The sequence below is a fragment of the Sphingomonas sp. SL1004 genome, from assembly GCF_057815015.1.
The window spans coordinates 838,739-864,922 of record NZ_JBYMUX010000001.1; the positions used below are offsets into that span (position 1 = coordinate 838,739).

Here is a 26,184-nt window from a genome sequence, read left to right on the forward strand (position 1 = left end):
GACGCGGCGCGCACCCGGCATCTTGGACCGCGTACAAGGATCCACCATGGGCACGGGTGCCGTTCCGGCATACCAAACGTACGGGCGCACCCCCGCCGGGGATGCGCCCGCTGCCATCGCCATGGACGTCGCAGATAAACCCGGGAGACGCCGCGTCATGCTTTGCCGTCTCGCTCAGGGCAAATAGTCGGCAAATCCGGTCGTCAGCAGATATGCTGCGCCCAGATGCCAAGCTCAACCATCGCGTTCTGCGCGCTTGCGGTCGGCCTTGCGAGCGCGGCTGATCGCAGCCGCGTGCGCCCGCGCCCGCTTTTCGGACGGCTTTTCGTAATGCCGGCGAAGCTTCATTTCACGGTAGACGCCTTCACGCTGCAGCTTCTTCTTGAGGGCGCGGAGGGCTTGGTCGACATTGTTGTCGCGGACGATAATTTGCATGCTAGCTCGGCTTTCGACTGTCGTGGCGCTGTGTTGATCGTCGCCCGCTTTATGAGCAGAAGCGGTGCAGGCCAAGATGCGAAATACACCAACTGCATTTAGCTTGCATTTGGCGGGTCGCTGCATGCCGCCGCAGACCGCTTCGCGATCATGTATTCGGGCCATTGCCGTTCATGTCGGTATGGACCTCCGTCAACGCGGTGCCGAGATCGCAGCCGACGGTCTCCGTGATCGGGATGGCCGCGGTCAAACCCGGTCCCGCTTCGAAATCGTCGGCCATCTCCCTGTAATCATGCCTGAATCTGCAGGAGACAGGCTCGGGTCAGCGTTGCTTCTTGGCCGGCGCCGCGGTGAAATCGGGGTCCTTGTTCGCAACCCAGTCGACGAATTTGCGCATGGTCGGGTTCGCCAGGATGGCATCCACGTCGGTACCGTGGCGTTGCAATTCCGAGTTGGTGAAGTTCGTGGTCAGAGTCTGCTGACAAACCGGGTGCATCGGCACGACGTCGCGGCCGCCGCGGCTTTTCGGCACGGGGTGATGCCAGACGATGGTCTTGCCGGTCGGCCGACCGCAGAGCCAACACGGCACGATTACCACCGGCGTATCCTCTTCGGTCTGCGGGTCGTCATACGGGCCATGTTTCGAATGCTTGCGGGCCATGTGCTGTCTCGATTTCCTGAACCTGTACTGCTCGCCTCTTAACGACGTGACCGGCACTGCGTCACCCGCCTTGTCGCGGCTTCGGGTCCTCGGCTTTGCGATCGCCGCGCAGCGTCCGGCCGGGGCATCATACAGCGATACTCGGCGCGACCCGCGTGATCGGCATACCCGTCGCGTCGATCGAACTGCGCTGCTACAGCGATCATCGACAATGGTTTCGAGGGCGTATGCGGTGAGGGGGAGGTGGCATTGGTCGATGGCGATCGCGCTGGCGGCGACCTTCCCGTCGACGGCCGACGCGCAGGCGGCGCTCAGCTTCGACGCGGCGCAGATGCGGTTCGACCGGACCTCGCGCGCGCTCAGTGCAGCCGATCACGGTGTCGATGCGGCCAAGGCGGGGGCGGATGCGATGCGGACGCTGCACCGACCGATCGTCACTGCGTCGGCGCAGTATCTCGTCTACGAGAAGACGCTGTCGGTCGACCTCGCCGGCGCCAAGGGCGATGCGCTGGGCAACACCCAGGATTTCCTCGCGGCCTTTCCCGGCAGCGTCCCTCCGGCGTTCCAGCAGATCGCGAGCGAGATCACCGGGCGGCTGTCGCAGGCGCTGCCGGGGCTGTTCGATGCGATCCCCGACCAGCTCAGCTACCGCTTCCGCGACGAGGTGTTCCGGCCGACCGTGCAAGCGGCGATGCCAATCTATACGGGCGGCGCGATCCCGGCGATCCAGCGTGCGGCGCAAGGCGGCGTCGCGATGGCCGAGGGACGCCGCGCGCAGGTGATCGATCTAGCGCGGATCAACCTGATCCGCGCGTATTTCGGGCAACAGGCCGCCGCCGGGCTGCTCGAAGCCGCCCGCCACAGTCGCGATGCGCTCGACAAGATCCTGTCGGATTCGCGCAAGCTGGAGGCGGCGGGAGTCATTCCGCACGCCCGGACGCTGGAGGTACAAGTCGCGCGCGACACCGCCGAGCGCACCTATCAGCGTGCCGACCTGTCCAGCGCCACCGCCCGCGACGAACTCGCGCGGCTGCTCGAGATCGACGGCAGCGTGGTGCCGACGACCGCGCTGTTCGTGCAGACCCGTCCGCTCGCGCCAGTCCAGACCTATCTCGGCAGCGAGGGCACGGCACCGGAGGCGCGCACCGCGGACGCCGGGCGCCAGATCGCCGATGCCGGCGTCGCGCTCGCCCGGTCGCGCCGCCTGCCGCAGGCCTACGCGTTCGGCGAATATAATTTCAACCGCTCGAACGCGCTGCCGATCGAGCCCGACTGGATCGCGGGCGTCGGCGTTCGCTACACCATCCTGTCGAACATCGACCGCAGGCGTACCGAGGACGCCGCGCGCTCGCAGGCGGCCGCCGCCGCGGATACCGCCGCCGAAGCGCGCAGGATCGCCACCAGCGCGACGATCCGCGCGTACAATCTCGTCGAAGGCGCGCGCCGCTCGTTCGTCCTGCTCGACAGCAGCCTGATCGCGGCGCGCGAGAATGTCCGTGTGCAAGCGGTGGCGTTCCGCGAAGGCGAGGGGACCGCGACGCCGGTGATCGCCGCGCAGGCCGCACTCGATACCGCCGAGGCACAACGCATCGCCGTCGCCTATGAATACGACCTCGCGCTCGCGGGACTGCTCGCCTCGGCCAGCCGGCTCGATGCGTTCGGCGCGCACCTCGCCCAGGCCGACCAGCGCCTCACCTACGGAACCGACCGATGAGCGATCCCACCGCCCCGCCGACCCGCCGTGCGCGCATCCTGTTGTACGTCGGCCTGATCGTCGTGGTGGCGATCGTCGGCATCGGCTTGTGGCTCGCCAGCCGACCGGGGCCCGAGCAGATCCAGGGCATGGTCGAGGCGGACAGCGTCAACGTCGCGACCAAGGCGTTGGCGCGTGTCGACCGGTTGCTGGTCGACGAGGGCGCGCGGGTGAAGGCTGGGCAGCTACTCGCGACGCTGTCGAGCCCCGAACTGGGCAATGCCGAACGCCAGGCGCAGGGCGCACTCGACACCGCCCGGGCGCTCGATGCGGTGGCGCAGGCCGGCGCGCGCAGCGAGGATGTCGGCTCGCTCCGCGCGATCTGGCAGTCGGCGCAGGCCGCGGCGGATCTCGGCGCGACCTCGAGCCGCCGCGCGGACACGCTCTATGCTGAGGGGGTCATCGCCGCCCAGCGACGCGACGAGGCGCATGCCGCGCGCGACAGCAGCCGGATGTCGGCCGAGGCCGCGCGGCTGCAATATGAAAAGGCGCTCGCAGGACCGCGCAATGAGGACAAGCAGGCCGCAGCGGCGCAGGTCCGGATCGCGCAGGCGGGCCTGTCGACCGCGCGATCGTTGATGACCGAGACCCGGCTGGTGTCGCCGATCGATGGCGAGGTATCGCGCAAATTGCTCCAGCCGGGCGAGATCGTCAGCCCGGTGCTGCCGGCCTATCAAGTGATCGACATCGGTCATCCGCGCGTCGAGATCACGGTGCGCGAGAACCAATATGCCGGCGTCCGTCCGGGCGGCATCCTGGTCGGCCATGTCCCGGCGCTGGGTCGAGACGTCCGGTTCCGCATCACGCATATCGCGCCCGAAGCCGCCTTCGCGACGGTCCGCGCGACGCGGCAGTCGAGCGGGTACGACGTCCGTGCGTTCGCAGTCCAGTTGCGGCCGGCCGAGCGGGTGGCGGATCTGCGACCGGGGATGAGCGTGCTGTTCGACTGGCCGCGATGAGCGCGTTCCGGCGGGCGCTGGCCGAAGAAATCGCGCATCTCTGGCGCGACCGGTTCGACCTCGCGCTGCTCACGCTGGTGCCGCTGGTCTGCCTCCTCGTAATGGGCGGCATGCTGTCGCAGGGCTCGCCGCGTGGCCTCGGCGTGGTGATCGTCGACCAGGATCGCAGCGTCGCGTCGCGGTCGATCGTCCGGGCGATCCAGGCGGTCGATGCGCTGACCGTGGTCGGTGAAGTGTCCAGCCTCGCGGACGGTTTTTCCGCGATCCGGCGCGAGCGGGCGATTGCGGTGGTCGTGCTCCCGTCCGGTCTTGGCAGCGGTCGGACGGCAGCGACCCCGCGGACGGTCGAGATCTTCTACCAGACCGCATTCCTGTCGACCGGCGCGCTGACCTCCGCGCTGCTGCAGGCGACGATCACCGCGGACCTGCTCAGACAGACGCCCGCGAACGCCGGCCTCGCCGGGATCGCGCTGCTCAGGGTACCGCTGCCGGGCGTGCAGGTGACGCTGCTCGGCAATTCGTCCGCCAGTCTCGAATGGTATCTCGGTCTGCTGATCGGTCCGGCGATCCTGCATCTGCTGATCGCCGTGACCTGCGCCGCGTCGCTCGGGCGCGAGCTGGTCGGCGGGTCGATGGGTCCTTGGGCGATCCGGGTCGGAGCCCCCGCAAGGGCGGCTGTGGGGCGGCTGGTGCCGCACGTCGTGATCGGCACGCTCTGGCTGTGCCTGTGGCTGTTGTGGCTGACCCTGGGGCAGGGCTTCGCCTTCACCGGCGCGATCGGGCTCGTCGCGCTCGGCGGACTGTTGCTGTTCGTCGCGACCGCGGCGATCTCGACGTTGCTCATCGTCCTGACCGGCGAGGTCGCCACCAGCCTGTCGGCAAGCGTGATCTATGCGGGGTCGGCGCTCGCCTATTCGGGCGCGTCGCTGCCGATCACCGGCGGCATCGCGGTCGCGCGGATCTGGAGCGCGATCCTGCCGCTCACCCATTACGTCACGCTCGAGATGGACCAGACGATCGGCGTGGCGGGCGCGATCTGGGCGAAGCAGGCGGCGATCCTTGCGTTGTCCGCACTGGTCGCAGGCGGCGGGGCGACGCTGCTGCTGCGGCGGCAGGCGCGTAAATCGGCATGAGTTTTCGCCAGGCCTTCGAAGGCGCGTTGCTCGAGATCCTGCGGACGCGCGATCTGGTCGCGGTCGCGGTGATCTCGGTGCTGTTCTACGCCTTCTATTACCCGGCACCCTATGCGCATCAGGTGGTCGAACGGCTGCCGATCGTCGTCGTCGACGCCGATCGCAGTGCCGTCTCGCGCGCGATCGTCCGCAACCTGGGCGCCGCACACGAGGTGGAGATCGCCGCCGACGTATCGGACATGGCGGCGGCGCGCATGCTCGTCCGCAACCGCCAGGCCGAGGGCATCCTGCTGATCCCGCACGATCTCGGTTCGGCGCTGATCGAGGGGCGGCCCGGCGCTGGCATCGCGGTGTGGCTCAACGGCGCCTATCTGCTCCGCGCGGAGGCGGTCGGAAAGACGGTCGGTGCGGCGATCGGCGCGACACTCGAAGGGCGGCTGGCGGGGCTTGCGGGATCGGCGGCCGTGTCCGTCACACCCGTCGTCACCCGCCCGCTGTTCAATACCACCGAGGGCTATCGCGACTATATCTTCCCGGCTGTCGCCAACATCATTCTCCAGCAGACGCTGCTGTTCTCGGTTGCCCGCCTGATCGCCGAGCGCCGCCGCACGGGTCGGTGGCAGCACGGCATGTTCCTGGGAACATGGGCCGCGTGCACGACGATCGGAACGCTCGGCGGGCTGTTCTATTTCGGACTGGTCTACTGGCTGCAGGACATTCCGCACGGCGGCAACATTCCCGCGCTGCTGCTGACCGTACCGCTGTTCGCCGCGACCGTGTCCGCCCTCGCGCTGACGGTCGGCAGCTTCGTGCGGAGCGGCGACGATGCGCTGAAACTGCTCATCCCGACGTCGATCCCGTTCGTCTTCCTGTCGGGCTTCGCGTGGCCGCTGTTCGCGATGCCCGGCTGGGTACAGGCGATCGCGTGGATGATCCCCGTCACCCCGGCGACGCACATCTTCGTACCGCTCAACCAGATGGGCGCATCGCTCGGCGAAGTCCGCGGTGCCGTGGCGATCCTCCTGACGCAGCTTGCCGTGTTCGGCGCGCTCGCCGCCTATCGTCTGAACCGATCGTCGTCACGTCGCCGATCGCCTTGAGCGATACCGACGCTGATGCCCACAACCCCGTGAACTTCCGCAAGGACCCCAGCCCATGATCATCCGAAGTGACGAATATGCCGACCTGCCAGCCGCCGACGGGGGCGTCATGCGCGTCAACCTGTTCCGTCCGGCGATCGAGGGCCGGTTTCCGGGCGTCTTGTTCTTTTCCGAAATCTATCAGGTCACTGCGCCGATCCGGCGTCTCGCGGCCTATGTCGCCGGGCACGGCTATTGCGTCGCGGTGCCCGAGGTCTATCACGAATACGAGGCGCCGGGCACGGTTCTGAACTATGACCCCGATGGAACCGATCGTGGCAACGCACTGAAGATCGCCAAGCCGGTCGCGGCGTTCGATGCCGATGCGGCTGCGGGGCTCGAGTTCCTGGCCTCGCATGCGGCCTGTTCCGGTCGCCTCGGGACGATGGGTGTTTGCCTTGGCGGACACCTCGCATACCGCGCCGCGCTCGACCCGCGCGTGCTGGCCGCCGCCTGCTTCTACCCGACCGATATCCATTCCGGCGCGCTGGGCCTTGGCAGGCAGGACGACAGCCTCGCGCGGATGGCGGCGCTGAAGGCCGAGACGATGTTCGTGTTCGGACGCCAGGATCCGCATGTGCCCTTCGACGGGCGCCAAGCCATTCGTGCGCGGCTCGAGGAGGTCGGCGCGCGGTATGAATGGCATGAGGTGAACGCCGCGCACGCCTTCCTGCGCGACGAGGGACCGCGCTACGATCCTGCGCTGTTCGGGCAGGCGACTGGCTGGATGCTCGCCTTGTTCCAGCGCGTTCTGCACGGGCGCGATTGAGCGTCGCCGCGTTGCCCGGAAATCGCGCTGGGAAAGTGAACCGTTCGGCGGAGGGGGAGTTGACCGCTCGATCGTTTGCCCCCGCGTGGGAGACGAGCGGATCAGGCAAGAAGGATCGACCATGAAAATTCAGCATGCCACGGCCATCGCCGCCGCGTTCACGATGATCTGCGGTACGCCGGCGCTCGCGCAGACGACCCACCAGACCAAGGTCGATCATGACACCAAGGTTCATGACGGCGTCGCCACGACGACGACCAAGGTCACCGAGACCAGCAAGCGCAAGACCCGTCAGCCCAAGAAGGTGCTGGGCGTGAAGGTCGGCCACAAGACGGTGACGCACAAGGTCGTGCACGAGAGCTCGGTCAGTTCGGACGGCGATCGCAGCGCTACGGTGAAGACCTCGCGGTGATGATCCAGACGCTGGTGGATCCCCTGCCAGCGCCATCACCGACGGCAATTCATCGGCTAAGCCGTTGAAACGCATAATGGAAGATTGCGTCTCCCCCGCCGTCCACTAGGCTGTGGATCGGTGAAGGTCGGAACGGCCGGGGGAGAGATATGCCAATTCAGGCCCGTAGAGGCGTCATCGAGCGGATGTTCGCGCGCAAATCCATCGCGCAGGTCCAGCGCGAGACCGCGGCAAGCGAACTCAAGCGTACGCTCGGCCGGTGGAACCTGCTCCTGCTCGGAGTCGGGTGCATCATCGGGGCGGGGATCTTCGTGCGTACCGGCTCCGCGGCCGCGCTGCACGCCGGGCCCGCGGTTCTGCTGTCGTTCGTCGTTGCCGGGATCGTCTGCGCGTTCGCCGGGCTGTGCTATGCCGAGTTGTCGTCGACGCTGCCCGTTTCCGGTTCGGCATACACCTATGGCTATACCACGCTCGGCGAGTTCGTCGCTTGGACGATGGGCGCGCTGCTGATGCTCGAATACGGGCTCGCGGCGTCGGTGGTCGCGGTCGGCTGGTCCGGCTATGTCGTCAGCCTGCTGGGTGATCTGGGGCTGCACATCTCGCCGCGCTTGACCGGTCCGTCGGGCTATACGCTGATGCGGGGCGGTGTGCCGGTGCTGGTCGACGGGCGGACGGTGACGACGCTGTTCAACCTGCCGGCGTCCCTGATCTGCCTTGCGCTCGCCGCGTTGCTGGTTCGCGGCGTTTCGGAATCGGCGAAGGTCAATACGGTCATCGTCGCGATCAAGGTCAGCGTGCTGGTCGCCTTCATCGTGGTCGGCGGGGCGATCGTCCTGACGCACTTCGACGCGCTGGTTGCGCGCAACTGGACGCCGTTCATCCCGGCCAACCAGGGCGACGGCAAGTTCGGCGTCGACGGCATCATGCGCGCCGCGTCGATCGTTTTCTTCGCCTATGTTGGCTTCGAGGCGGTGTCGACCGCGGGGCAGGAGGCCAAGGATCCCCGCAAGGACATGCCGTTCGGAATCATCGGCGCGCTGGTCGTCTGCACCGTGATCTACATGCTGGTGGCGGCGATCATGACGCTGCTGGTGCCCTATACCGCACTCAACGTCCCCGATCCGGTCGCGGTGGTGGTCGACAGCTTCGGCCCGACCTGGGGCTGGCTGGCGAAACTCATCAAGATCGGCGCGATCATCGGCCTGACGTCGGTCGTGCTCGTGCTGATGTACGGGCAGACGCGCATTTTCTACACGATGGCGCGCGATGGTCTGCTGCCGCGCGTGTTCGCGACCGTGCATCCGAAGTTCAGGACGCCGTACGTCAATACCGTGCTGGTCGGCGTGGTCACCGCGATTGCGGCAGGGTTTTTCGACATCAACGTGCTGGGCGACATGACCTCGGTCGGCACGCTGGCGGCGTTTTCGATCGTCTGCCTGTCGGTAATCTATCTGCGCCGCGCGGCACCCGAACTGCCCCGCGGCTTCTCCGTGCCGCTGTATCCGGTGATCCCGCTTCTAGGCATAGCGTCGTGCGTTTACCTGATCACGACGGTGCCCGGGCGCATCCTGATGTTCTTCCTCTGGTACGTCCTGGCCGCGATCATCCTGTATTTCGCATACGGCATGCACCATTCGAACCTGCAGCGCGGCGAGCCGCAGGAGGATGCCCCCGATATGGGCGAATATGTCGCGCCTGTCGGGCAGCAACCATGAACCGGCCCCGCGCTCTCTACTTTGCGGAGACCCGGACTATTTCGTCAGGTCGGTGAACAGCGACCGATAATAGGTGATCGCGAGCGGGATGTTGTCGACCGGGGTACGTTCGTTCAGGCCGTGACTGAAATCGTCCGACTGCTTGATGAAGATCGGGCTGACGCCGTAGCTCGGGACGCCGACCGAGCGATACCACATCGAGTCGCTCGCACCCGCCGACATGCTCGGGAAGATCGGCACGCCGGGACGGATCCTGCCCATCGCCGTCTTGACCGCCCCGGTCAGGTCCGCGCGCAGCGGCGATGCATCGGTCGGGTTCGAGCCCTCGGTGACGTCGCTGAATTTCACGCCCGGATCGCCTGCGACCTTCGCCAGTTCGGCCATCACCGCGGCAGGCTTCACGCCCGGGAAGATGCGGCAGTTGATGTTCGCGGTCGCGCGCTGCGGCAAGGCGTTCAGCGCGTGGCCGCCGCTCACCATCGTCGTGACGCAGGTCGTGCCGATCTGGCCGACATAGCCGGTATTGGCGGCGAGCGTCTCGATCGCCTTTTGATCGGCGGGATCGGCGACGAACGCGCGCATCGCGGCACCGATCTCGGGAGTCTGGCGCGGCGCGACGCCTTCGAAATAGCCCTTGGTGATCGGCGACAATTGCGGCGTGAAGCGATAGGCGCCGATCTTGACCAGTGCCGCCGACAGTTCGTTGATCGCGTTCACCTTGCGCGGTGCGGACGAATGACCGCCGGGGTTGGTCACCTCCATCTGGAAGTCGGCATAGGTCTTTTCGGCCGCGCCGATCGTGAAATATTCGGGCTTGCCGTTTTCGGCGTAAAGTCCGCCGCCGCCGTCGATGTTGAGCGCCATCTCGCTCGCCTTGAGCCGGTCCGCGATCAGCGACGAGGTCTTCATCACCGTTTCCTCGTCACCCGACAGCGCCAGCACGATGCCGCGCTTCGGCGTGTAGCCGGCCTTCTTCATGTCGAGCAGAGTGGCGATCACCAGCGCGGCGTCGAGCTTCATGTCGGTTGCGCCGCGGCCGTAGAGATAGCCGTTCTCGACCACCGCGGTGAACGGATCGCGCTGCCAGTCGGAGGGCTTAGCCTCGACCACGTCGATGTGACCCGAGACGACGATCGGTTTCAGCGCGGGATCGCTGCCCTTCCACGTCGCGATCAGATAGGCGGTGTCGTCGACCGGGGTGATCGTCACGTCGCCATCCGCGAATCCGCCGGCGACCAGCGTCGCCTTCAGATACGCGGCAAGCTGCGGCGTCTGATTGCCGGGCCCGCGCACGCTGCGAAACGCGATCATCTTCTTGGCGATGTCCAGCCCGTTGGTCGCCGCGGTCTGCGCCCCGGCGGGGAAAGCGGCGGTCAACGCCACGGCGGTCAGGCAAAGTTTCAGTTTCAGTGTCATCGTCGTCTTTCCTCGGGGCTCACCGGCCCATGTCAGTCCGCCTGCGGCCGATCGATCGCAGGCGGTATCGATCAGAATTTCGCGCCAGCCCTGAGCCCGATCGTGCGTGGGGTACTGGTGACGACATAGGTGCGCTGCGAACACGTCCCGCATTGCTGGAAGCGCGAGAGTTGCGCCCGTTCGTCCCACAGGTTCTGCACGAACACCTCGAAGGTATAGCCCGACAGCTCCGCCCCGACCGAGGCGTTGCCGGTCGTATAGGCCTTCAACCGCCCGAGGCTCTGCGCCTGCAGCGTCCGGATGTCCGCCGACGCCGAACTCTGGTGCGCGACCAAGCCCTGGATATAGGCCTTCATGCTGCCGATGGGGACGCTGTAGCGCACGGTGCCGCTCGCCTTGAAGCGCGGCGTGATCGGCAGGCGCGTGCCCTTCACCGCGAGAACGTCGCTGCCGTCGCCGATGCACACCTGCGTCGCGCACAGATCGTTGCGGGTCTTCGCATCGGTGTAGGAGCCCGCCGCGGTCAGCGACAGGCCGCCGGTCGATATGTTCGCGTCCGCCTCCACGCCGCGGATCCGGGCATTCGGGCCGTTCTGGATGATCGTGAAGCTGTTCGCTCCCAGGAACGAGAACTGGAACTTGTCCCAGGCCTGCTGATAGATCGCCGCGTTGAAACGCAGCCGATCGAACAGCGTCGTCTTCAGGCCCAGTTCGTAGTTGGTGAGGAAATCCGCGTCATAAGGCGCAACGTCGCCGCGGCGATTGATTCCGCCCGGCCGATACCCGCGCGAAAAGGTGGCATAGGCCATCACCTGGTCGCTTGGCTTGAAGGTCAGGTTGAAGCGGTAGGTAGCCCCTTGTCCCTGCGTCTTTTTCGGGACCAGGCCGGTGGTCGTGTACGTCGCGAGGTTGGTACAGGGCGAGCCGGAAACCGCCGCCGGCAGCAAGGCAGACGTATCGCCGCCGCTCAGATAGGCTTCGCGCAGCGTCTGGCCGTTCGCAAGATAGCATCCCGCGACGCCGGTCTGGCTGCTGCCCGCGGCGTTGAACGGCGTTGCGGTATAGGGGCGCCCATCGTCCGGATCGACCGCCGGATTGCGGCCGAACCCGTAAAAGCCGATCAGCGAATTGTCGTAGATATACGCGCGTCCGCCAGCAGTCGCGGTGAGGTTCGGCAGGATGTCGTAGCTTGCCTCGCCGAACATCGCATAGTCGGTGTCGACCCGCTTCTGCTTGGTCAGCCACAGCGTGCCCGGCGAGCCGTTGACCGACACCGCGGTACCCAGATTCGCGATCTGGTAATCCTGGAAGATGGCGTTGGTCTGGCGCTGGTAGAAGGCGCCGCCGACGACCCGGAAGCGATCGCCGGCGGGCGATGCGACGCGCAGTTCCTGGCTGGTCTTCTTGAAATGGTCGGTGCCGATGATCTTCTGCCGCGGATCGATCGTCCGGCCGGCATTGTCCTGGTAATAGAAATAACCCGCGAGGCCGCCGACCGACGAATACATCGAGTCATAGGCTTCGGCATAGTCGGTGTAATCGCTCGACGTGTAGGTCTTCCGGTCGAGATACGCGCCTGCATAGGTGACGTCCCAGTTGCCGACCTTGCCCTCGATCGTCAGCGCGCCCTGGATGAAGCGGTCCTTGCGATATTCGGGGAAGAAATGCTGGAGCTTCAGGTCGCCGACCTTCGGGTCGTAGCCATAGGTGCCGTGGTTGCGCTGCTCCTGGTACAGCACGGTCGGCGTCACGGTCCAGTTGCTGTCGAGATCGACCTTCAGCGCCGCACGACCGCCATAGGTCTCGGTATCGTTGTAGTTCTTCTTCACGAACGCGGCGTTGTCGACGACGATTCCGCCGTTGGTCGACGTGCACGATGTCGCGGTCGGCTCCGGCAGGTAGCTGCGGCAACCCGCGACGTTGTCGATATAGCCGGCATCGCGCTGGTAGAACCCGACGATGCGCAACGCCGCGGTCTGTGCCAGCGGAATGTTGAGCATCCCCTCGAACTTGTCGCCGACGCCGCCGTACCGGACGCTGTTCACCTCGGCATCGACGCGGCCGTAGAAGCCGCTGTAATCGGGCTTGTTGGTGATGATGCGGATCGTGCCAGCTTCCGACGAGGCGCCGTATAGCGTGCCCTGCGGCCCGGCGAGGCTCTCGATCCGGGCTATATCGTAGATATGGACGTCGAGCGTACCACCGATCGTGGTGACCGGCTGCTCGTCCAGATAGGTGCCGACCGACGGCAGGGGCCCCGAATGGTTGCCGTCCCCGCCCGAAGCGACGCCGCGCATATAGACCACGGTCGACCCCGGCTGGGTGGTTTGGAACGACACCGACGGCAGCAACTGGGTATATTGGTTGAAGTTCGAGATGTTGAGATCGTCGAGCCGCTTCGTGCCGATCGCCTGGATACTGATCGGGACGGTCTGGATATTCTGGTCGCGCTTCTGCGCAGTGACGACGATGTCGCCCTCATATTCGCCGACGGGCTGCTCGGCCGCGCCAGGTGCCGTTGCAGGCGCGGTTTGCGCGGCGGCGGGGAGAGCAAGGGCGGAGGACGCCAAGAGCGACGCGATCATTACGCGACGATCGAAAAATTGCATGATTGACTGCCCCCACGACGAATTATGTCCGGAGCGTGTGTTGCGACGCAACAAAGGTCAAACGAAGCTTGAGTGGTCGATACATTTTATGACGCATCCGTGACGTTTTCGCCACGGCTCAGGGACAGAGCAGATCCCCCAGCGCGGCACGCAGCGGACCAAGCCACGGCTCGAAGGGCCGCCACGCGTCGATTCCGTCGCGGTTGATCGGGCGGCGGACCTGCTCGGAACTGGCGGTGCGCACCGCGCGCTCCGTTTCATGGAAGGCGAGGCAGGCGGGCTCGAACGACAGTCCGCACGCCGTCAGCAATGTGCGGACTTCGGCTTCGGTGTTGTCGATCAGCGCTTCGTGATCGACCCGGTGAACGCGGCCGGGCAACACCATGTCGACATGCGCCATCAGCCGCACGTAATCGCGGTAATAGCGGCCGAGATCGTCGAGACTGTAGCTGAACACCTGGCCTCGCGCATAATGCTGTTTGAAGTTCGAGAAGCAGCAGTCGAGCGGATCTCGGCGGGCGTCGATGATCCTGGCGTTCGGCAGTGCAAGATGGATCAGCGGCACGTGCGCCCAGTTGTTGGGCAGCTTGTCGATGAAGAACGGGCGATCGGTACGCCGCTGGATCGCGGCCCGACGCAGATACTCCTCGCCGATATCGCGCAGCGTGTCGGAGGACAGCGCGTTGATACCATCCGGATAGTCCGTGATCGTGCGGGCTAGCGCCGGCATGTCGGGCAGTTCGGTCGTCCCCTCGACCAGACTATGGCTGGCTAGGATCTGCTCGATCAGCGTCGAGCCGGCGCGCGGCATGCCCAGCACGAAGATCGGGTCCGGTGCCGCGCAGCCGTGGTTCGTACGCGCCGTCAGGAAAGCGGTGGTCAGCACCGCGATGCTGCGATCGACGAAACGCGTGGTCTCGTCGGCGTCATACGCGCTCCGGGTGCGCCGTAGCGCGTTGCCGGCGTCGTAATGCGCGAACGATCGGACGGGTTCGCGCCGGTCCTCGAAAGCCTTGCCGAGCGCGAAATCGATATGGAACCGGTCCTCGGCATCGATGTCGCTGCGGGCAAGCGCTGCTTCCATCAGGGCAATATCGCCATCGTCGAACCGTACGGTCTTCAGGTTGGCCAGGCTCCACCACGCATCGCCCAACGCCGGCTGGAGCGACAGCGCGCGGCGATACGCGGCGATGCCCTCCTCGCGGCGCCCCACGGTCTTAAGCATATGGCCATAGCTCAGCCAGACGCGAGGCTGGTTCGGTGCGGTCTCGAGTACCTGTTCGTACAGCGCGATCGCGTCGTCGAACCCGCCCAGGCGTCCGAGCGCGGCGGCCTTCAGATTGGCGTGTCCGGGATTGTCGGGCTCGTCGGCGATGACTGCGTCCAGAAGGGTCAGCGCCTCGGGGGCTCGGTTCTGGCGGTAGAGCACCAGCGCCAGGTTCGCGCGCGCGGCCGTGAAGCCGGGGGCAAGCTCGACCGCGCGCCGCAACAGCGTTTCGGCATCCTTGTATCGGCCGATCCGCCCCGCCAGTTCGGCCAGCATCCGGATTGCGCGCGCGTCGAACGGATCCTGCTTGAGATAGGCCTTGAGCAGGGGTTCGGCGACGTGAAGCTGGTTGTCGTGCAACGCCAGCGCCGCCTGCATCAGGTCGCTGGGCCAACGGGAATTCGGGGTGGAAGCCATCGCCGCGGACAGTCGCGGTGGACAGGCCGGGCGTCAAGCGCGCGGCTGGCCGTTCGGCGGCCGAAGCGGCGAAGACGAGCGGTGCTCCGCCCGTCCACCGGGTTGCGTGCGCGTCGATTTTCCGGCCCTGCCATTTTCCGCCTTGGCCTGCTAACGCGGGACATGCTGAAAACTCGAATTAAGCGACGCACCGTCGAGGCCGCCCAGGCCGTTACCTGTGTAGCGGCAGTGCGGGCGTCGATTGCTGCCCTGAAGGACGACGACCTGCTCGATCTTGCAGACATCTTTTCGGATCCGACGTCCGGGCCGTTGAACCAGATGGCCGTCGCCGAAATGGCGGAGCGGAACCTGAGCATGACGGGCGCCGCGCCCCATGTCTCCACGCACTGATCGCGGGACGTCTGTATGAAACCCCTGGCATCCCGGCTCCGTCGTCTCGACGATGCACTGGCAGATCTTCCGCTCGAGGAGCCGATGCTGCTCACCGAACTGGACGGCTATCTCACCGGCATCGTGATCAGCCCCGAACCGGTCCCGCAGACCGAGTGGCTGCAGGGCATATGGGGCCTGGACGAGGGGGGCATAGCGCCGTTCGAAGATCCGCTCGACGTCCAGTGGTTCGTCGATGCGGTGATGGCGCGCTACGCGGAGATCGTCCGCGGCCTGACGCGGGGGAAGCCCAGACCGATCTTCGACATCGACGAGCGCAACGGCGATGTGCTCTGGGAATTGTGGATCGACGGGTTTGCCGAGGCAATGGCGTTGCGGCCTGACGGCTGGGATGCGTTGGCGAAGGGCGACGACGCCAGGACCGCCGCCGCGCTCGAGCGAGTGTCGCTGCTGATCGACGTGGCGCGCAACGAGAGCGACCTCGATAGCGTGGAGATCAATGCGCTTGAGGATCGCGCTCCGACCATCCTAGTCGAGAGCGTGATCGCGCTGTACGCCCCGCGGTCCGACACCGGGATCATTCCCTCGGGTTCGGCAAACGCCGTGGACGCGACACCGGCCAAGGTGGGGCGTAACGATCCCTGCCTGTGCGGATCGGGGAAAAAGTCGAAGCGCTGCTGCGGATGAGGCGTTGCCGGCGATATTCGTCGCCGGTAACGATCCAAGGCTACCGACGGCTGCGGTCCGGAACCCTGGCTCGCGGCTTAGTCCTTGTGCAGAGCGCTTGCCTTGTGCGCTGCCTGCTTGCCGTCTTCGGTTTCCACGATGAATTCCGGGTTATCCTTCGACGCGGCGACCTTGTGGCCCTTGATCGTCGTCGGGCTCGTCACTTTCTTGACGACCTTGCCGTGTGCTTCGCCGCCATGGCTGTTCCAGGCGACCTTGGTTCCTGCCTTCGGATCCTTGTCCATCTACGCTCTCCTCTGCAGTCATAACCGTCGTCGACGCGGTGCGTTGCGCGGACGTGGCGGATTTTCGGCAGGGTGATCGTCCGGGGGCCGGGGGGGCGACGAAACTCCTGTTCCAATCCACCCGTCGCGAGCTAGACGCGGACGTCGACCTTTTCGACGAGGCGCCAGATCCTGCACGCTCGCTCCCTTCTCCAATGGATCCGTCGGCGCGTTCGTGCCAGCGAGGCCGCGTTCATCGTGCTGGCGACGCTGGTGGGGGCGGGGGCGGGGCTGCTCAGCGTGCTCCAGGGTGCCGTCGCGCGGACGATGCAGCATCTCCTGTTCGGCCTCTCGTCGGCCGCGCGCCTGAGCGCGTTGCCGGCACTCCCGCTCGCAACGCTGGTCGTCCTGCCGATCGGCGGGATCGTATTTACGACCTTTTCCTGGGTGACCCGCTCCCGCAAAAGACCCCTGGTCGACGCGGTGGAGGCGAATGCGCTGCACGGCGGACGCATGTCGGTGCCCGACAGCCTCGTGATCTCCGGACAGACGATGCTGTCCAACGGCTTCGGCGCCTCTGTCGGCCTGGAGGCCGCGTATGCTCAGCTCGGCGGCGCGATCGGATCGGTTACTGGGGCTGCGTTCAATTTGCGCCGCGCGGACCTGCGCAATCTGGTCGGTGCCGGCACCGGGGGTGCCATCGCCGCGGCATTCGGTGCACCGTTGGCAGGCGCGTTTTATGCGTTCGAAATCGTCATCGGTGCCTACACCCCTACGGCACTGGCCCCGGTGGTCGCGGCAGCGCTGGCGGGCACGCTTGTCGCCCAACTGTTGGGGATCCAACCCTATGTCATCGATTCCGTCGCGACAATGCCGACCGAAACGCATCACTATCTCATCTATGCCGGACTTGGCGCGCTGTGTGCGGGCGTCGGTATCGTCCTGATGCGGGCGGTCGCGCTGGTCGAGGCGGGGACGCGGCGTGCCAAGCTGCCCGATTGGGCGCGGCCGGCGATCGGCGGCGGGTTGCTGATTCCGATCGCGCTGGTCTCGCCGCAGGTTCTATCGGCCGGGCACGGCGCGCTTCATGCCGATCTCGCTCTGGGTGCACCGCTGGCGTTCATCGCGACGATTTTTCTAGCCAAGTGCGCCGCGTCGATCGTGTCGCTTGGTTTTGGGTTTCGCGGGGGTCTGTTCTTTGCTTCGCTGTTCCTGGGGACGTTGATCGGGCATCTGTTCGCCGGAAGTCTTGCCGTGGTCGTCGGCTTCGACGTGGTCGATCCCCGCAATGCGGCGCTCGTCGGGATGGCGGCACTCGCGGTGGCGGTGGTCGGCGGGCCGATGACCATGGCGATGCTGGTACTGGAGGCGACACATGATTTCGCCCTGACGGGGGCAGTGCTCGCGGCAGCTTTGGTGTCGTCGACGATCGTCCGCGAGACGTTCGGCTACAGCTTCTCGACCTGGCGCCTCCATCTGCGGGGCGAAACGATCAAGAGCGCGCGCGACGTCGGCTGGGTCAAGACGTTGACTGCCGGGCGGATGATGCGCCGCGATCCCAAGCCGTTGCGCGCCTCGACGACGATCGCAGAGTTCCGTCGGCGCGTCCCGCTCGGCGCGACCAGCCGGACCGTGCTCGTCGACCCCGACGATCATTACGCCGGGATCGTTCAGACACCGACGGCCTTTGCGGAGGGGCTCGATCCGCAGTCGCCGATCGGATCTCTCGCGGTCGCCGTCGATGCCGCGCTGGCGCCGACCATGGACATTGCCGACGTCATGCGTCGCTTCGATGCATCGGGCGCGGACGAACTTGCCGTGCTCGACGACGACCGCATAGTCCTTGGCATATTATCCGAGACGTTCGTCAGACGACGCTATGCCGAGGAGCTGGAAAAGGCCCAGCGAGACCTGTTCGGCGAACGCTGACGCTTTATCCGGTGAGCAGCGGTTCTCTGCTGGCCGGCGGCATCGCAACCATCATCATTCCGATCCTTCAATGAGATGAAGCAGAGCTGCCCGTTCCCGCTATCGCCGACGGATAAGCACTGGGTGGCGAGCGTGTCGACGATGAAGCGACGGATACCCTATGGTCCGCAAAGCCTGGCGATTAGCGGACTATCCGTGCTGGCGCTCGCATACGTCACAGCGCCGGGATCGACGCGATCGGCATCCTAAAGCGAAGCCGCGCGCGCGCTGCCGGAAAAGTCCGCACGTGGTGAAGCGCTGAACCGGTGGAAAGGGGTGCCCTCTTCAGTGCTCGTCGTTGATCGGTGCGGCGACGGTCACGCGGAGGCCGGGATCGTTGTCGGCTTCCTCGATCGTACCCGACAGACGCGCGACCATCGACGTCAGCATGCGCGAGCCGAACCCCTTGCCCGCGTCGAGCTTGCCGCATCCGCGATCGGCGACGATCAGGCGGAAGCGGTTGCGATGCTGTTCGAGCGCGATCGTGATCGGCCCTGAGCCGCCCGCATAGGCATATTTGTTGGCGTTGATCACGAGTTCGGTCAGGATGAGACCGACGTTCACCGCACGATCGGTCGAGATCAGGATCGGCGCGAGTTCGAGCTGGACCTGACTTCCCCAGGACGTATCCATCGTCGACTTGATCTCGGTACACAGGTCGCTGATATAGCGGGCCAGATCGACCGCCTGGACATGCTCGTCCGAATGGAGTCGGCGGTGCACCATCGCCACTGCGGATAGTCGCCGCTGTGCCTCCGCCAGATGCCCGGTCAGGACGGAATCACCGACGGCGCGCGCCTGCAGACCGAGGAACGCCGACACGAGTTGCAGGCTGTTCTGCACCCGGTGATGGACCTCCTTGATCAGATAGTCCTTCTGCAGCAACAGGCTCTCATTGTCGGCGATCGTCGCGGTCAGCTCTCGATTGACTTCGAACAGCCGGCGGTTCTGCCGCGCGTCGAACATCGTCCGCCTCAACCGGCCTGCAGCCTCGATCTCGAACATCGTCCACGGTGCGGACCGACCGCGCACGGCTTCGCTCCAGCTTTCGAACGAGGCGCGCGGCGTGAGCGGCGTATGCGGATCGGCGGGAATGTCCTTTTGCGGATTGCCCGCCCAGTTGACGACCTCGATCTGCTCGGCACGGAACCAGAGCAGGATGGTCGGTTCGTCGGTCGACATCGTCACCGCGATGACGCCGCTCGCCAGATCCTGGCAGCATTGCGCCTCGGGCAGCTGTTCGGACAGCCGATCGGTCGCGAACGGCAGCGCACGGCCCAAGTCGATCACGTACGCGGCGATCGTGCGGATGTCGTCGTGGCGCGGCGACCGCCCCGCCACGAACAATTCGGTGCCGCGGACTGCTGCAAAGCTGTCTGCGCCGAGCATCCGGCACATGTCGTCGCCGGCGGTGGCAAAAAACCCGGCAAGCGAGATATCGCTGCCGAGACGGAGCATGACCGCGTCTTCGGCCGTGCGCAGGCGGATGCGTTCGCGGTAAAGTTCGGCGTCCTCCTTTGCGCGGATCTGACGGGCTAGGCTGCCGGCCAGCGCGCGGCACGCCATGCGGACGTGGAGCGGCAGGAACCGGGGTGTCGGGTGATGGCAGGCGATGAGGCCCCAGAGCGCACCGTCACGGACGATCGATACCGATGCCGACGCGGCGACCCCCATGTTGGCAAGATACTGGAGGTGGATCGGCGAGACGCTGCGTAAGGCGAGATCGCTCATGTCGATCGTCGCCGCGCCCGAAGGCCGCAACGGCGCCGGTTCGTAGGCGACATCGGGGATGATCCGGACCCGGTTCCGCACATACAGCGCGCGTGCCTGCCGGGGGATGTCCGACGCGGGGAAATGCTGGTTGAGGAAGCTGCCGAGTGACGGATCGCGGTCCTCGGCGAGCACGACGCCGGCATCGTCGTCGAGAAACCGGTATAGCATCACCCGGTCGAAGCCGGTGAGTTGCCGGAACGTGCGGGCGGCGCGCTCGCACAGTTCGCGCAGGCCGAACGCCTGCTCGAACGTGGCCGCCGCCTCTTCCATGTCCGACAGCACGTCGATCGGCGATGGCATGATCTCGGGTGCGGATTCCAGTTCGACGATGATCGCGGTCGCCGTCCGGTGTGCGATGGCATCGAACATGCCGAACCGGCCTTCGATCCTGGCGAGCATCACCGTCCGGCTGGCAGGCCTGGCGGTCAGCTGGGCAGACGCCGATGGGCCGAGCAGATCATCGAGCGTAGCGCCGAGCCAGTGCGGCGCCAGCATGGTTTCGATATCGCCGGCCCCGGCGGTGACCGTCAGGCTCGCCGGATCGCAGATCAGAACGATCCCGTGCGGCTGGATCGATCCGGGACGATGGATCGGTTCGCGGTCGCAGGCGGAGGCGTCGGGTAGGGGCGGTTGAGTATCGAGGCTTACCGCGGCCAGCGCAGACCCAGGCATTGCTAATCCGATCCGGACGGAGGCGATCAGTCAACGCGGCACTCCGCATCGTTACGCACGCGATACAGCAGGGGGATCGCGCCAATGTCAACGACATGGATCAACCGCGCCTACAGGCGACTTGGCTCTGCGTAGTTCCCGAGGGTCATCGCCACCCATCCGGCGCGCTAAACCGCAAGCGAACCAGGTTCGAGGTTTTATGGCGGGGCGCTGCAATGACGGACGAGAAGCGAGTTTTGACGGGCGGCCGGCATGCGGTGATCCTGTGCCATCCGGATCCGACGAGCTTCAACCACGCGGTCGCTGGCGCCTATTGCAACGCGGTGCGCTTGGCGGGGCAGGAGGTGGTGCTGCGCGATCTGTATGCGATCGGGTTCGATCCGGGACTGAAAGCGGCGGAGCGGCCGACCAATGTCGCGGCGGTATATGGCCAGGACGTGCTGGACGAGGTCGACATGATCGGCGGCTGCGACGTGTTCGTGCTGGTCTATCCGATCTGGTTCGGCACCCCGCCGGCGATGCTCAAGGGCTATGTCGAACGCGTGTTCGGTGCGGGCGTACAGCCCGAGGCTCTGCAGGGGAGGGTGCGGACCGACTTGCTCGGCGGTAAGCGGTTGCTCAGTTTCTCCACCTCGGCCGCCAGCAAGATCTGGCTTGACGAGCAGGGCCAGGGTCAAGGGCTCAACAGCGTCTTCGACCAGTATCTGGTCCACGCGTTCGGGATGCGATCGCAGGAGCATCGGCGGCTCGCGCATATCACGCACGACCTCAGCCAGCATTTCGCCGACCAGTATCTCCGCGACGTCACCGCGCAGGCGCAACGTACCTGCGCGCAGATTGCGTTCGGCGACGAGGCGCTGCTCGCGGATCCTTCCCTCGTCACCCGGATGGCGCGCTGACTTTCCCGCATCTTCAAGGACATCCCATGACCCGTCTGATGCAAGCCGCCGTCGTCGAGGCATTCGGCAAACCCCTGACCTTGCGCGAATGGCCGGTACCGGTCGCAGGGCCCGGACAGATCGTCGTCAAGACCGAAGCGTGCGGGGTGTGCCACACCGACCTGCACGCGGCGCGGGGCGACTGGCCCGTCAAGCCAGTGCCGCCGTTCATTCCCGGCCATGAGGGAATCGGCATCGTCGTCGAGGTCGGCGCGGGCGTGACGATCGTCAAGCTCGGCGACCGGGTCGGCGTGCCGTGGCTGTATTCCGCGTGCGGGCACTGCGAATATTGCCTGTCCGCGTGGGAGACGGTGTGCGCCGAGGCGCAGTTCGGCGGGTACACGCGCAACGGCGGGTTCGCGGAGTATATCTTGGCCGACCCGAACTACGTCGCTCATATCCCTGCCGGATTGTCCGCGGTGGAGGCGGCCCCGATCATCTGCGCGGGGATCACGACCTACAAGGGCATCAAGGAAACGGCTGCGAAGCCGGGCGAGTGGATCGTGGTTTCGGGCGTCGGCGGGCTGGGCCATCTGGCGGTGCAATATGCCAAGGCAATGGGTTTGCGCGTTGCCGCCGTCGATGTCGACGAAGGCAAGCTCGCGCACGCCAAGGCTCTGGGCGCAGAATTGTTGATTGACGCACGAGAACCCGATGCGATCGCCGCGTTGAAGGATGGGACGGGGGGAGGCGCCCACGGCGTCCTGATCACCGCGCCGTCGCTGACCGCGTTCAATCAGGGCGTGGCGATGACGCGGCGCAAGGGGACGTGCGTGCTCGTCGGACTGCCGCCGGGCGACTTTCCGTTGCCGCTGTTCGACGTGGTCGCGAACTGCATCACGGTGCGCGGGTCGTTCGTCGGCACTCGGAAGGACATGGCCGAGGCGCTGGCCTTTGCCGCGGACGGCAAGGTGAAGGCTGACATCGAAGTGCAACCTTTGTCTGCGATCAACGACATCTTCGACCGGCTCGAACTCGGGCAGGTCGCGTCGCGCGTCGTCCTCGACTTCGAGAGCTAAAGATGGCCGATCTTTCAACGCTCGCGCCGACCAGGGCGCACCCGTTATCCCCCGACATGCTTAGGCGAATGGATGCCTATTGGCGGGCGGCGAACTATCTGTCGGTCGGGCAGATCTACCTGCGCGACAATGCGTTGCTCGATCGGCCGTTGACGATCGCCGACGTCAAGCCGCGGCTGCTCGGACATTGGGGGACGACGCCGGGGCTGAACTTCCTGTACGTCCACCTCAACCGCCTGATCGTCGAGCATGATCTCGACATGATCAATATCATCGGGCCGGGGCATGGCGGCCCGGGGCTGGTCGCGAACACGTATCTGGAGGGCTCGTACACCGAGCGCTATCCGGCGATCGAGCGGAGCCGCAGCGGCGTGCACCGGCTGTTCCGGCAGTTCTCGTGGCCGGGCGGCATCCCGAGCCATGTCGCGCCCGAGACGCCGGGGTCGATCCATGAAGGCGGCGAGCTGGGGTATTCTCTGGCCCACGCGTATGGCGCGGCGTTCGACAATCCGGACCTAATCGTCGCCTGCGTGGTCGGCGACGGCGAGGCGGAGACGGGCGCACTGGCTGCGAGCTGGCATTCGAACAAGTTCCTCAATCCCGCGCGTGACGGCGCGGTGCTGCCGATCCTGCACCTCAACGGCTTCAAGATCGCCAATCCGACGATTTTAGCTCGGATCGATGGGCATGAACTCGACGCGTTGCTGCGCGGCTATGGGCATGAGCCTTATTATGTCGGCGGCCGTCCACCAGCAGCTCGCCGCGGCGCTCGACAAGGCGCTGGCGAAGATCCAGGCGATCCAGGCGGCGGCGCGGGGCGCGGGCGTGACGCCGGAGCGGCCGCGCTGGCCGATGATCGTGTTCCGCACGCCGAAAGGCTGGACCGGGCCGAAGTTCGTCGACGGCAAGCCGGTCGAGGGCACGTGGCGCGCGCACCAGGTGCCGATCGCGGACTTCAAGGATCCCGAGCATCTCCGACAGCTCGAAGACTGGATGCGGAGCTACCGGCCCGAAGAGCTGTTCGACGAGACGGGGAAGTTTCTGGAGGAGTTTGCCTCGCTTGCGCCGACCGGGCATCGGCGGATGGGCGCGAATCCGCATGCCAATGGCGGCGAGCTGATGGTGCCGCTGTCGCTGCCCGATTTCCGCAGCTTTGCGGTGCCGGTGGACGCGCCGGGCAAGGTGAAGGCGGAGGCGACGCGGGTGCTCGGTCGCTATCTGCGCGACGTGATGAATCTTAACCTCGCGAGCGCCAACTTCCGCCTGTTCGGCCCCGACGAGACTGCGTCGAACCGGCTTGCCGACGTGTACGACGTGTCGGGGAAGGTCTGGATGGCGGAGACCGAGGCGGTCGACGAGAATCTCGGACCCGACGGTCGGGTGATGGAGGTGTTGAGCGAGCATCTCTGCCAGGGTTGGCTCGAAGGGTATCTGCTGACCGGGCGGCACGGGCTGTTCTCGTGTTACGAGGCGTTTGTCCACATCATCGATTCGATGGTCAATCAGCATGCCAAGTGGCTGAAGACGACAAGGACGATCCCGTGGCGGCGGCCGATCGCGTCGCTCAACTATTTGCTGACGTCGCATGTCTGGCGGCAGGATCATAACGGGCTGTCGCACCAGGATCCGGGGTTCATCGATCACGTCGCGAACAAGACCGCGGACGTCGCGCGGATCTATCTGCCGCCCGATGCGAACTGCCTGTTGTCGGTCGGCGATCACTGCCTGCGCAGTCGCGGCTATGTGAACGTGATCGTCGCGGGGAAGCAGCCGGAGTGGCAATGGCTCGGGATCGACGCGGCGGTGCGGCATTGCACCGCGGGCGCGGGGATCTGGGAATGGGCGGGCGACGATGCCGATCCCGACGTCGTGATGGCGTGCGCGGGCGACGTGCCGACATTGGAGGCGTTGGCGGCGGTGACGATGCTGCGAGCGTACGTGCCCGACATCCGCATCCGGGTGGTCAACGTGGTTGACCTCATGGTGCTGCAGCCACGCTCCGAACATTCGCACGGGCTCGACGAGCGCGAGTTCGATGCGCTGTTCACGCGCGACAAGCCGGTGATCTTCGCGTTCCACGGCTATCCGGCGATGATCCACAAGCTGACGTACCGGCGCGCCAACCACGCGAACATCCACGTCCGCGGCTACAAGGAGATGGGCACCACGACGACGCCGTTCGACATGGTCGTGCTGAACGATCTCGACCGGTACCGGCTGGCGCTCGACGCGATCGAGCGCATTCCACGGCTGCGTGATCAGGTGCCACGCGAGACGGCGCGCTACTGGACGACGATGGAGCGGCACAAGCTCTACATTGCCGAGCAGGGCGACGATTTGCCGGAGGTGCGTGACTGGCAATGGTCGCGGTAGTCCTTGCGCTCAACAGCGGGTCGTCTTCGCTGAAATACGGGTTGTATGCGGTCGATGGCGATCCGGTCCTGCTGGTTGGTGGGACGATCGAGACGGCGGAAGATCATGCGCGCTTCTTCGACACGGTAGAGGCGGCGTTGAAGGGGTGGCCGGCGCCGACGGTGATCGGCCACCGGATCGTCCACGGTGGCCCGCACCGCTACGCACATTGCCTGATCGACGGCACAGTGATGGCGGATCTGGCGGCGGTCTGTGCCTTTGCACCGCTGCACGGGCCGTCGTCACTGGCGCTGATCCGGGCTGCCGAAGCCCGCTATCCGCGCGTGCCGCAGGTGGCGTGCTTCGATACCGCGTTTCATGCGGGGATGCCCGAAATCGCCCGTGTTCTGCCAATCCCCCGAGCATATCAGGCGGACGGCGTCCGGCGCTATGGCTTCCACGGTCTGTCCTGCGAATCGATCGTCCGCCAGTTGGGCGGGGCTATGCCCGCACGGCTGGTGATCGCGCATCTCGGCAATGGCGCCAGCGTCACGGCTATTCTCGAGGGGCGATCGATCGACACGAGCATGGGCCTCACTCCGTCCGGCGGCGTAATGATGGCGACGCGGACCGGCGACATCGATCCGGGTGCGCTGCTCTACCTGTTGCGCGAGACGGGGCTGGACGCGGCGGCGCTGGCGACGATGGTCGATCATGCTTCGGGGATGAAAGGTGTTTCGGGACTGTCGGGCGACATGCGTGTCTTGCGCGCCGCTTCGACCGAAAACGCGAACCTCGCGATCCGGATGTTCGAGCGATCCGTGTGCAAGCAGGTCGCGGCTATGATCGCTTCGCTCGGAGGTGCCGAAATGCTCGTGTTGACGGGCGGCATCGGCGAGAACGACCTGCAGACCGGCCGCGCCGTTCGCGCTGCACTGGCGTGGATACCGGGCTTGGAGATCCGAACTGTCGCATCGCAGGAAGACGCGCAGATCGCACTGCACGCGGCGGCGCTTGCGTGAGAAACCCTGCGAGTACGTGCTTTCCGAGTCCCGACGTCGCTCTCTACCGTCGTTAAGGTCTGAATACGGATCAGCTTCATCAGACCCCGCATCATGCGGCGGCAAGGGCGGACCAGCGGGGAGTTCGCCATGAACGCTATCCACACTGAAATGCGCTACCTCCAGCGCCGCCTCGACGCGACGCTCATGATGGCCGACGCGGCTGCGGAGCCCTGCGCCCGCAAGGCGCACGAGCTCCTCGCACAGCTCTACGGTGAGGCGCTGGACGCGCTCCTGATTGAGGTTTCGCCCGCTCCGGCTCGACGACCGCCGATGTCTCTCGCCATCAGTCTTCGGCTCGATCGTACCATGGGGCCGCGCGCCCTCCGGCATGCGACGCTGCGGATGCAACACGAGCTGAAGCTCGCTTCGTAAA

General features: G+C 66.0%; 23 protein-coding genes and 1 pseudogene. 16 read left to right on the plus strand and 8 right to left on the minus strand.

Annotated elements, in window-relative coordinates; all coding sequences use genetic code 11:
* Positions 1-234: 234 nt before the first annotated feature.
* The 3 genes from rpsU to AC3D24_RS03765 form a co-directional block, all read right to left on the minus strand.
* Positions 235-435 carry a 30S ribosomal protein S21 gene (gene rpsU, locus AC3D24_RS03755; protein WP_489033032.1) on the minus strand — a complete coding sequence of 67 codons (201 nt, stop codon included), beginning with the start codon at positions 433-435 and terminating at the stop codon, positions 235-237.
* A 148-nt stretch (positions 436-583) separates the two neighbouring features.
* The gene (locus AC3D24_RS03760; RefSeq protein WP_489028320.1) at positions 584-715 is read right to left on the minus strand and encodes a hypothetical protein; all 132 of its coding nucleotides are present in this window, start codon (positions 713-715) and stop codon (positions 584-586) included.
* Between the two features lie 42 nt (positions 716-757).
* Positions 758-1,096, minus strand: a complete 339-nt coding sequence (locus AC3D24_RS03765) for a hypothetical protein (RefSeq protein WP_489028322.1) — start codon at positions 1,094-1,096, stop codon at positions 758-760.
* Positions 1,097-1,352: 256 nt separating this feature from the next.
* On the opposite strand from AC3D24_RS03765, the gene AC3D24_RS03770 reads away from it, so the two are divergent.
* The 7 genes from AC3D24_RS03770 (at position 1,353) to AC3D24_RS03800 (ending at position 8,976) form a co-directional block, all read left to right on the plus strand.
* Positions 1,353-2,810 (plus strand): TolC family protein, encoded by a 1,458-nt coding sequence (locus AC3D24_RS03770; RefSeq protein WP_489028324.1) that lies wholly within the window; start codon positions 1,353-1,355, stop codon positions 2,808-2,810.
* Positions 2,807-3,808, plus strand: coding sequence for an HlyD family secretion protein (locus AC3D24_RS03775; RefSeq protein ID WP_489028326.1), 1,002 nt, complete (start codon positions 2,807-2,809; stop codon positions 3,806-3,808). The genes AC3D24_RS03770 and AC3D24_RS03775 overlap by 4 nt, the downstream gene beginning before the upstream one ends.
* Entirely contained in the window at positions 3,805-4,941 is a 1,137-nt protein-coding gene (locus AC3D24_RS03780) for an ABC transporter permease (RefSeq protein WP_489028328.1), read from the plus strand. The genes AC3D24_RS03775 and AC3D24_RS03780 overlap by 4 nt, the downstream gene beginning before the upstream one ends.
* Positions 4,938-6,041: an ABC transporter permease gene (locus tag AC3D24_RS03785; RefSeq protein ID WP_489028330.1), complete on the plus strand. Its 1,104-nt coding sequence runs from the start codon at positions 4,938-4,940 to the stop codon at positions 6,039-6,041. The genes AC3D24_RS03780 and AC3D24_RS03785 overlap by 4 nt, the downstream gene beginning before the upstream one ends.
* 55 nt (positions 6,042-6,096) lie before the next feature.
* Positions 6,097-6,849, plus strand: coding sequence for a dienelactone hydrolase family protein (locus AC3D24_RS03790; protein WP_489028332.1), 753 nt, complete (start codon positions 6,097-6,099; stop codon positions 6,847-6,849).
* 121 nt (positions 6,850-6,970) lie between these two features.
* The gene (locus AC3D24_RS03795) at positions 6,971-7,261 is read left to right on the plus strand and encodes a hypothetical protein (RefSeq protein ID WP_489028334.1); all 291 of its coding nucleotides are present in this window, start codon (positions 6,971-6,973) and stop codon (positions 7,259-7,261) included.
* Between the two features lie 149 nt (positions 7,262-7,410).
* Positions 7,411-8,976: an amino acid permease gene (locus tag AC3D24_RS03800; RefSeq protein WP_489028336.1), complete on the plus strand. Its 1,566-nt coding sequence runs from the start codon at positions 7,411-7,413 to the stop codon at positions 8,974-8,976.
* 36 nt (positions 8,977-9,012) lie between these two features.
* Here the strand turns inward: AC3D24_RS03800 and AC3D24_RS03805 are convergent, their stop codons facing one another.
* The 3 genes from AC3D24_RS03805 to AC3D24_RS03815 form a co-directional block, all read right to left on the minus strand.
* Entirely contained in the window at positions 9,013-10,392 is a 1,380-nt protein-coding gene (locus AC3D24_RS03805) for a M20/M25/M40 family metallo-hydrolase (RefSeq protein ID WP_489028338.1), read from the minus strand.
* 71 nt (positions 10,393-10,463) lie between these two features.
* The gene (locus AC3D24_RS03810) at positions 10,464-13,001 is read right to left on the minus strand and encodes a TonB-dependent receptor (protein ID WP_489028340.1); all 2,538 of its coding nucleotides are present in this window, start codon (positions 12,999-13,001) and stop codon (positions 10,464-10,466) included.
* 118 nt (positions 13,002-13,119) lie between these two features.
* A complete protein-coding gene (locus AC3D24_RS03815) occupies positions 13,120-14,685 on the minus strand; it encodes a sulfotransferase family protein (RefSeq protein ID WP_489028342.1) in 1,566 nt (521 codons plus the stop codon).
* Positions 14,686-14,847: 162 nt separating this feature from the next.
* On the opposite strand from AC3D24_RS03815, the gene AC3D24_RS03820 reads away from it, so the two are divergent.
* Both AC3D24_RS03820 and AC3D24_RS03825 read left to right on the plus strand, forming a co-directional pair.
* Positions 14,848-15,075, plus strand: a complete 228-nt coding sequence (locus AC3D24_RS03820; RefSeq protein ID WP_489028344.1) for a hypothetical protein — start codon at positions 14,848-14,850, stop codon at positions 15,073-15,075.
* A gap of 15 nt (positions 15,076-15,090) precedes the next feature.
* A complete protein-coding gene (locus AC3D24_RS03825) occupies positions 15,091-15,762 on the plus strand; it encodes a UPF0149 family protein (RefSeq protein ID WP_489028346.1) in 672 nt (223 codons plus the stop codon).
* Between the two features lie 77 nt (positions 15,763-15,839).
* On the opposite strand, the gene AC3D24_RS03830 is transcribed toward AC3D24_RS03825, so the two are convergent.
* A complete protein-coding gene (locus tag AC3D24_RS03830; RefSeq protein ID WP_489028348.1) occupies positions 15,840-16,046 on the minus strand; it encodes a hypervirulence associated TUDOR domain-containing protein in 207 nt (68 codons plus the stop codon).
* Between the two features lie 171 nt (positions 16,047-16,217).
* Between AC3D24_RS03830 and AC3D24_RS03835 the strand changes: the two genes are divergently transcribed.
* The gene (locus AC3D24_RS03835) at positions 16,218-17,954 is read left to right on the plus strand and encodes a chloride channel protein (protein ID WP_489033033.1); all 1,737 of its coding nucleotides are present in this window, start codon (positions 16,218-16,220) and stop codon (positions 17,952-17,954) included.
* Between the two features lie 324 nt (positions 17,955-18,278).
* On the opposite strand, the gene AC3D24_RS03840 is transcribed toward AC3D24_RS03835, so the two are convergent.
* The gene (locus AC3D24_RS03840; protein WP_489028350.1) at positions 18,279-20,438 is read right to left on the minus strand and encodes a histidine kinase dimerization/phosphoacceptor domain -containing protein; all 2,160 of its coding nucleotides are present in this window, start codon (positions 20,436-20,438) and stop codon (positions 18,279-18,281) included.
* Positions 20,439-20,653: 215 nt separating this feature from the next.
* Between AC3D24_RS03840 and AC3D24_RS03845 the strand changes: the two genes are divergently transcribed.
* From AC3D24_RS03845 to AC3D24_RS03870, 6 genes and pseudogenes are all read left to right on the plus strand, one after another.
* Positions 20,654-21,337 (plus strand): NAD(P)H-dependent oxidoreductase, encoded by a 684-nt coding sequence (locus AC3D24_RS03845; protein ID WP_489028352.1) that lies wholly within the window; start codon positions 20,654-20,656, stop codon positions 21,335-21,337.
* A gap of 26 nt (positions 21,338-21,363) precedes the next feature.
* Complete coding sequence (gene adhP, locus AC3D24_RS03850; protein ID WP_489028354.1) at positions 21,364-22,395, plus strand: alcohol dehydrogenase AdhP; 1,032 nt, start codon at positions 21,364-21,366, stop codon at positions 22,393-22,395.
* Between the two features lie 68 nt (positions 22,396-22,463).
* Positions 22,464-23,451 (plus strand): annotated as a pseudogene (locus tag AC3D24_RS03855) (phosphoketolase family protein); the annotation flags it as partial.
* Positions 23,452-23,625: 174 nt separating this feature from the next.
* Positions 23,626-24,768, plus strand: coding sequence for a phosphoketolase family protein (locus AC3D24_RS03860; RefSeq protein WP_489033035.1), 1,143 nt, complete (start codon positions 23,626-23,628; stop codon positions 24,766-24,768).
* The gene (locus AC3D24_RS03865) at positions 24,756-25,769 is read left to right on the plus strand and encodes an acetate/propionate family kinase (RefSeq protein WP_489028356.1); all 1,014 of its coding nucleotides are present in this window, start codon (positions 24,756-24,758) and stop codon (positions 25,767-25,769) included. Before AC3D24_RS03860 ends, AC3D24_RS03865 begins: the two co-directional genes overlap by 13 nt.
* A 129-nt stretch (positions 25,770-25,898) precedes the next feature.
* On the plus strand, positions 25,899-26,183 hold the full coding sequence (locus AC3D24_RS03870) for a hypothetical protein (protein ID WP_489028358.1): 285 nt from the start codon (positions 25,899-25,901) through the stop codon (positions 26,181-26,183).
* The last annotated feature ends 1 nt before the right edge of the window (position 26,184 follow it).

Bases quoted from the DNA above. Each gene is read 5' to 3' on its own strand.
- rpsU (WP_489033032.1), bottom strand. From the start codon at position 435: ATGCAAATTATCGTCCGCGACAACAATGTCGACCAAGCCCTCCGCGCC.
- AC3D24_RS03760 (WP_489028320.1), bottom strand. From the start codon at position 715: ATGGCCGACGATTTCGAAGCGGGACCGGGTTTGACCGCGGCCATCCCG.
- AC3D24_RS03765 (WP_489028322.1), bottom strand. From the start codon at position 1,096: ATGGCCCGCAAGCATTCGAAACATGGCCCGTATGACGACCCGCAGACC.
- AC3D24_RS03770 (WP_489028324.1), top strand. From the start codon at position 1,353: ATGGCGATCGCGCTGGCGGCGACCTTCCCGTCGACGGCCGACGCGCAG.
- AC3D24_RS03775 (WP_489028326.1), top strand. From the start codon at position 2,807: ATGAGCGATCCCACCGCCCCGCCGACCCGCCGTGCGCGCATCCTGTTG.
- AC3D24_RS03780 (WP_489028328.1), top strand. From the start codon at position 3,805: ATGAGCGCGTTCCGGCGGGCGCTGGCCGAAGAAATCGCGCATCTCTGG.
- AC3D24_RS03785 (WP_489028330.1), top strand. From the start codon at position 4,938: ATGAGTTTTCGCCAGGCCTTCGAAGGCGCGTTGCTCGAGATCCTGCGG.
- AC3D24_RS03790 (WP_489028332.1), top strand. From the start codon at position 6,097: ATGATCATCCGAAGTGACGAATATGCCGACCTGCCAGCCGCCGACGGG.
- AC3D24_RS03795 (WP_489028334.1), top strand. From the start codon at position 6,971: ATGAAAATTCAGCATGCCACGGCCATCGCCGCCGCGTTCACGATGATC.
- AC3D24_RS03800 (WP_489028336.1), top strand. From the start codon at position 7,411: ATGCCAATTCAGGCCCGTAGAGGCGTCATCGAGCGGATGTTCGCGCGC.
- AC3D24_RS03805 (WP_489028338.1), bottom strand. From the start codon at position 10,392: ATGACACTGAAACTGAAACTTTGCCTGACCGCCGTGGCGTTGACCGCC.
- AC3D24_RS03810 (WP_489028340.1), bottom strand. From the start codon at position 13,001: ATGCAATTTTTCGATCGTCGCGTAATGATCGCGTCGCTCTTGGCGTCC.
- AC3D24_RS03815 (WP_489028342.1), bottom strand. From the start codon at position 14,685: ATGGCTTCCACCCCGAATTCCCGTTGGCCCAGCGACCTGATGCAGGCG.
- AC3D24_RS03820 (WP_489028344.1), top strand. From the start codon at position 14,848: ATGCTGAAAACTCGAATTAAGCGACGCACCGTCGAGGCCGCCCAGGCC.
- AC3D24_RS03825 (WP_489028346.1), top strand. From the start codon at position 15,091: ATGAAACCCCTGGCATCCCGGCTCCGTCGTCTCGACGATGCACTGGCA.
- AC3D24_RS03830 (WP_489028348.1), bottom strand. From the start codon at position 16,046: ATGGACAAGGATCCGAAGGCAGGAACCAAGGTCGCCTGGAACAGCCAT.
- AC3D24_RS03840 (WP_489028350.1), bottom strand. From the start codon at position 20,438: ATGCCTGGGTCTGCGCTGGCCGCGGTAAGCCTCGATACTCAACCGCCC.
- AC3D24_RS03845 (WP_489028352.1), top strand. From the start codon at position 20,654: ATGACGGACGAGAAGCGAGTTTTGACGGGCGGCCGGCATGCGGTGATC.
- adhP (WP_489028354.1), top strand. From the start codon at position 21,364: ATGACCCGTCTGATGCAAGCCGCCGTCGTCGAGGCATTCGGCAAACCC.
- AC3D24_RS03860 (WP_489033035.1), top strand. From the start codon at position 23,626: ATGAATCTTAACCTCGCGAGCGCCAACTTCCGCCTGTTCGGCCCCGAC.
- AC3D24_RS03865 (WP_489028356.1), top strand. From the start codon at position 24,756: ATGGTCGCGGTAGTCCTTGCGCTCAACAGCGGGTCGTCTTCGCTGAAA.
- AC3D24_RS03870 (WP_489028358.1), top strand. From the start codon at position 25,899: ATGAACGCTATCCACACTGAAATGCGCTACCTCCAGCGCCGCCTCGAC.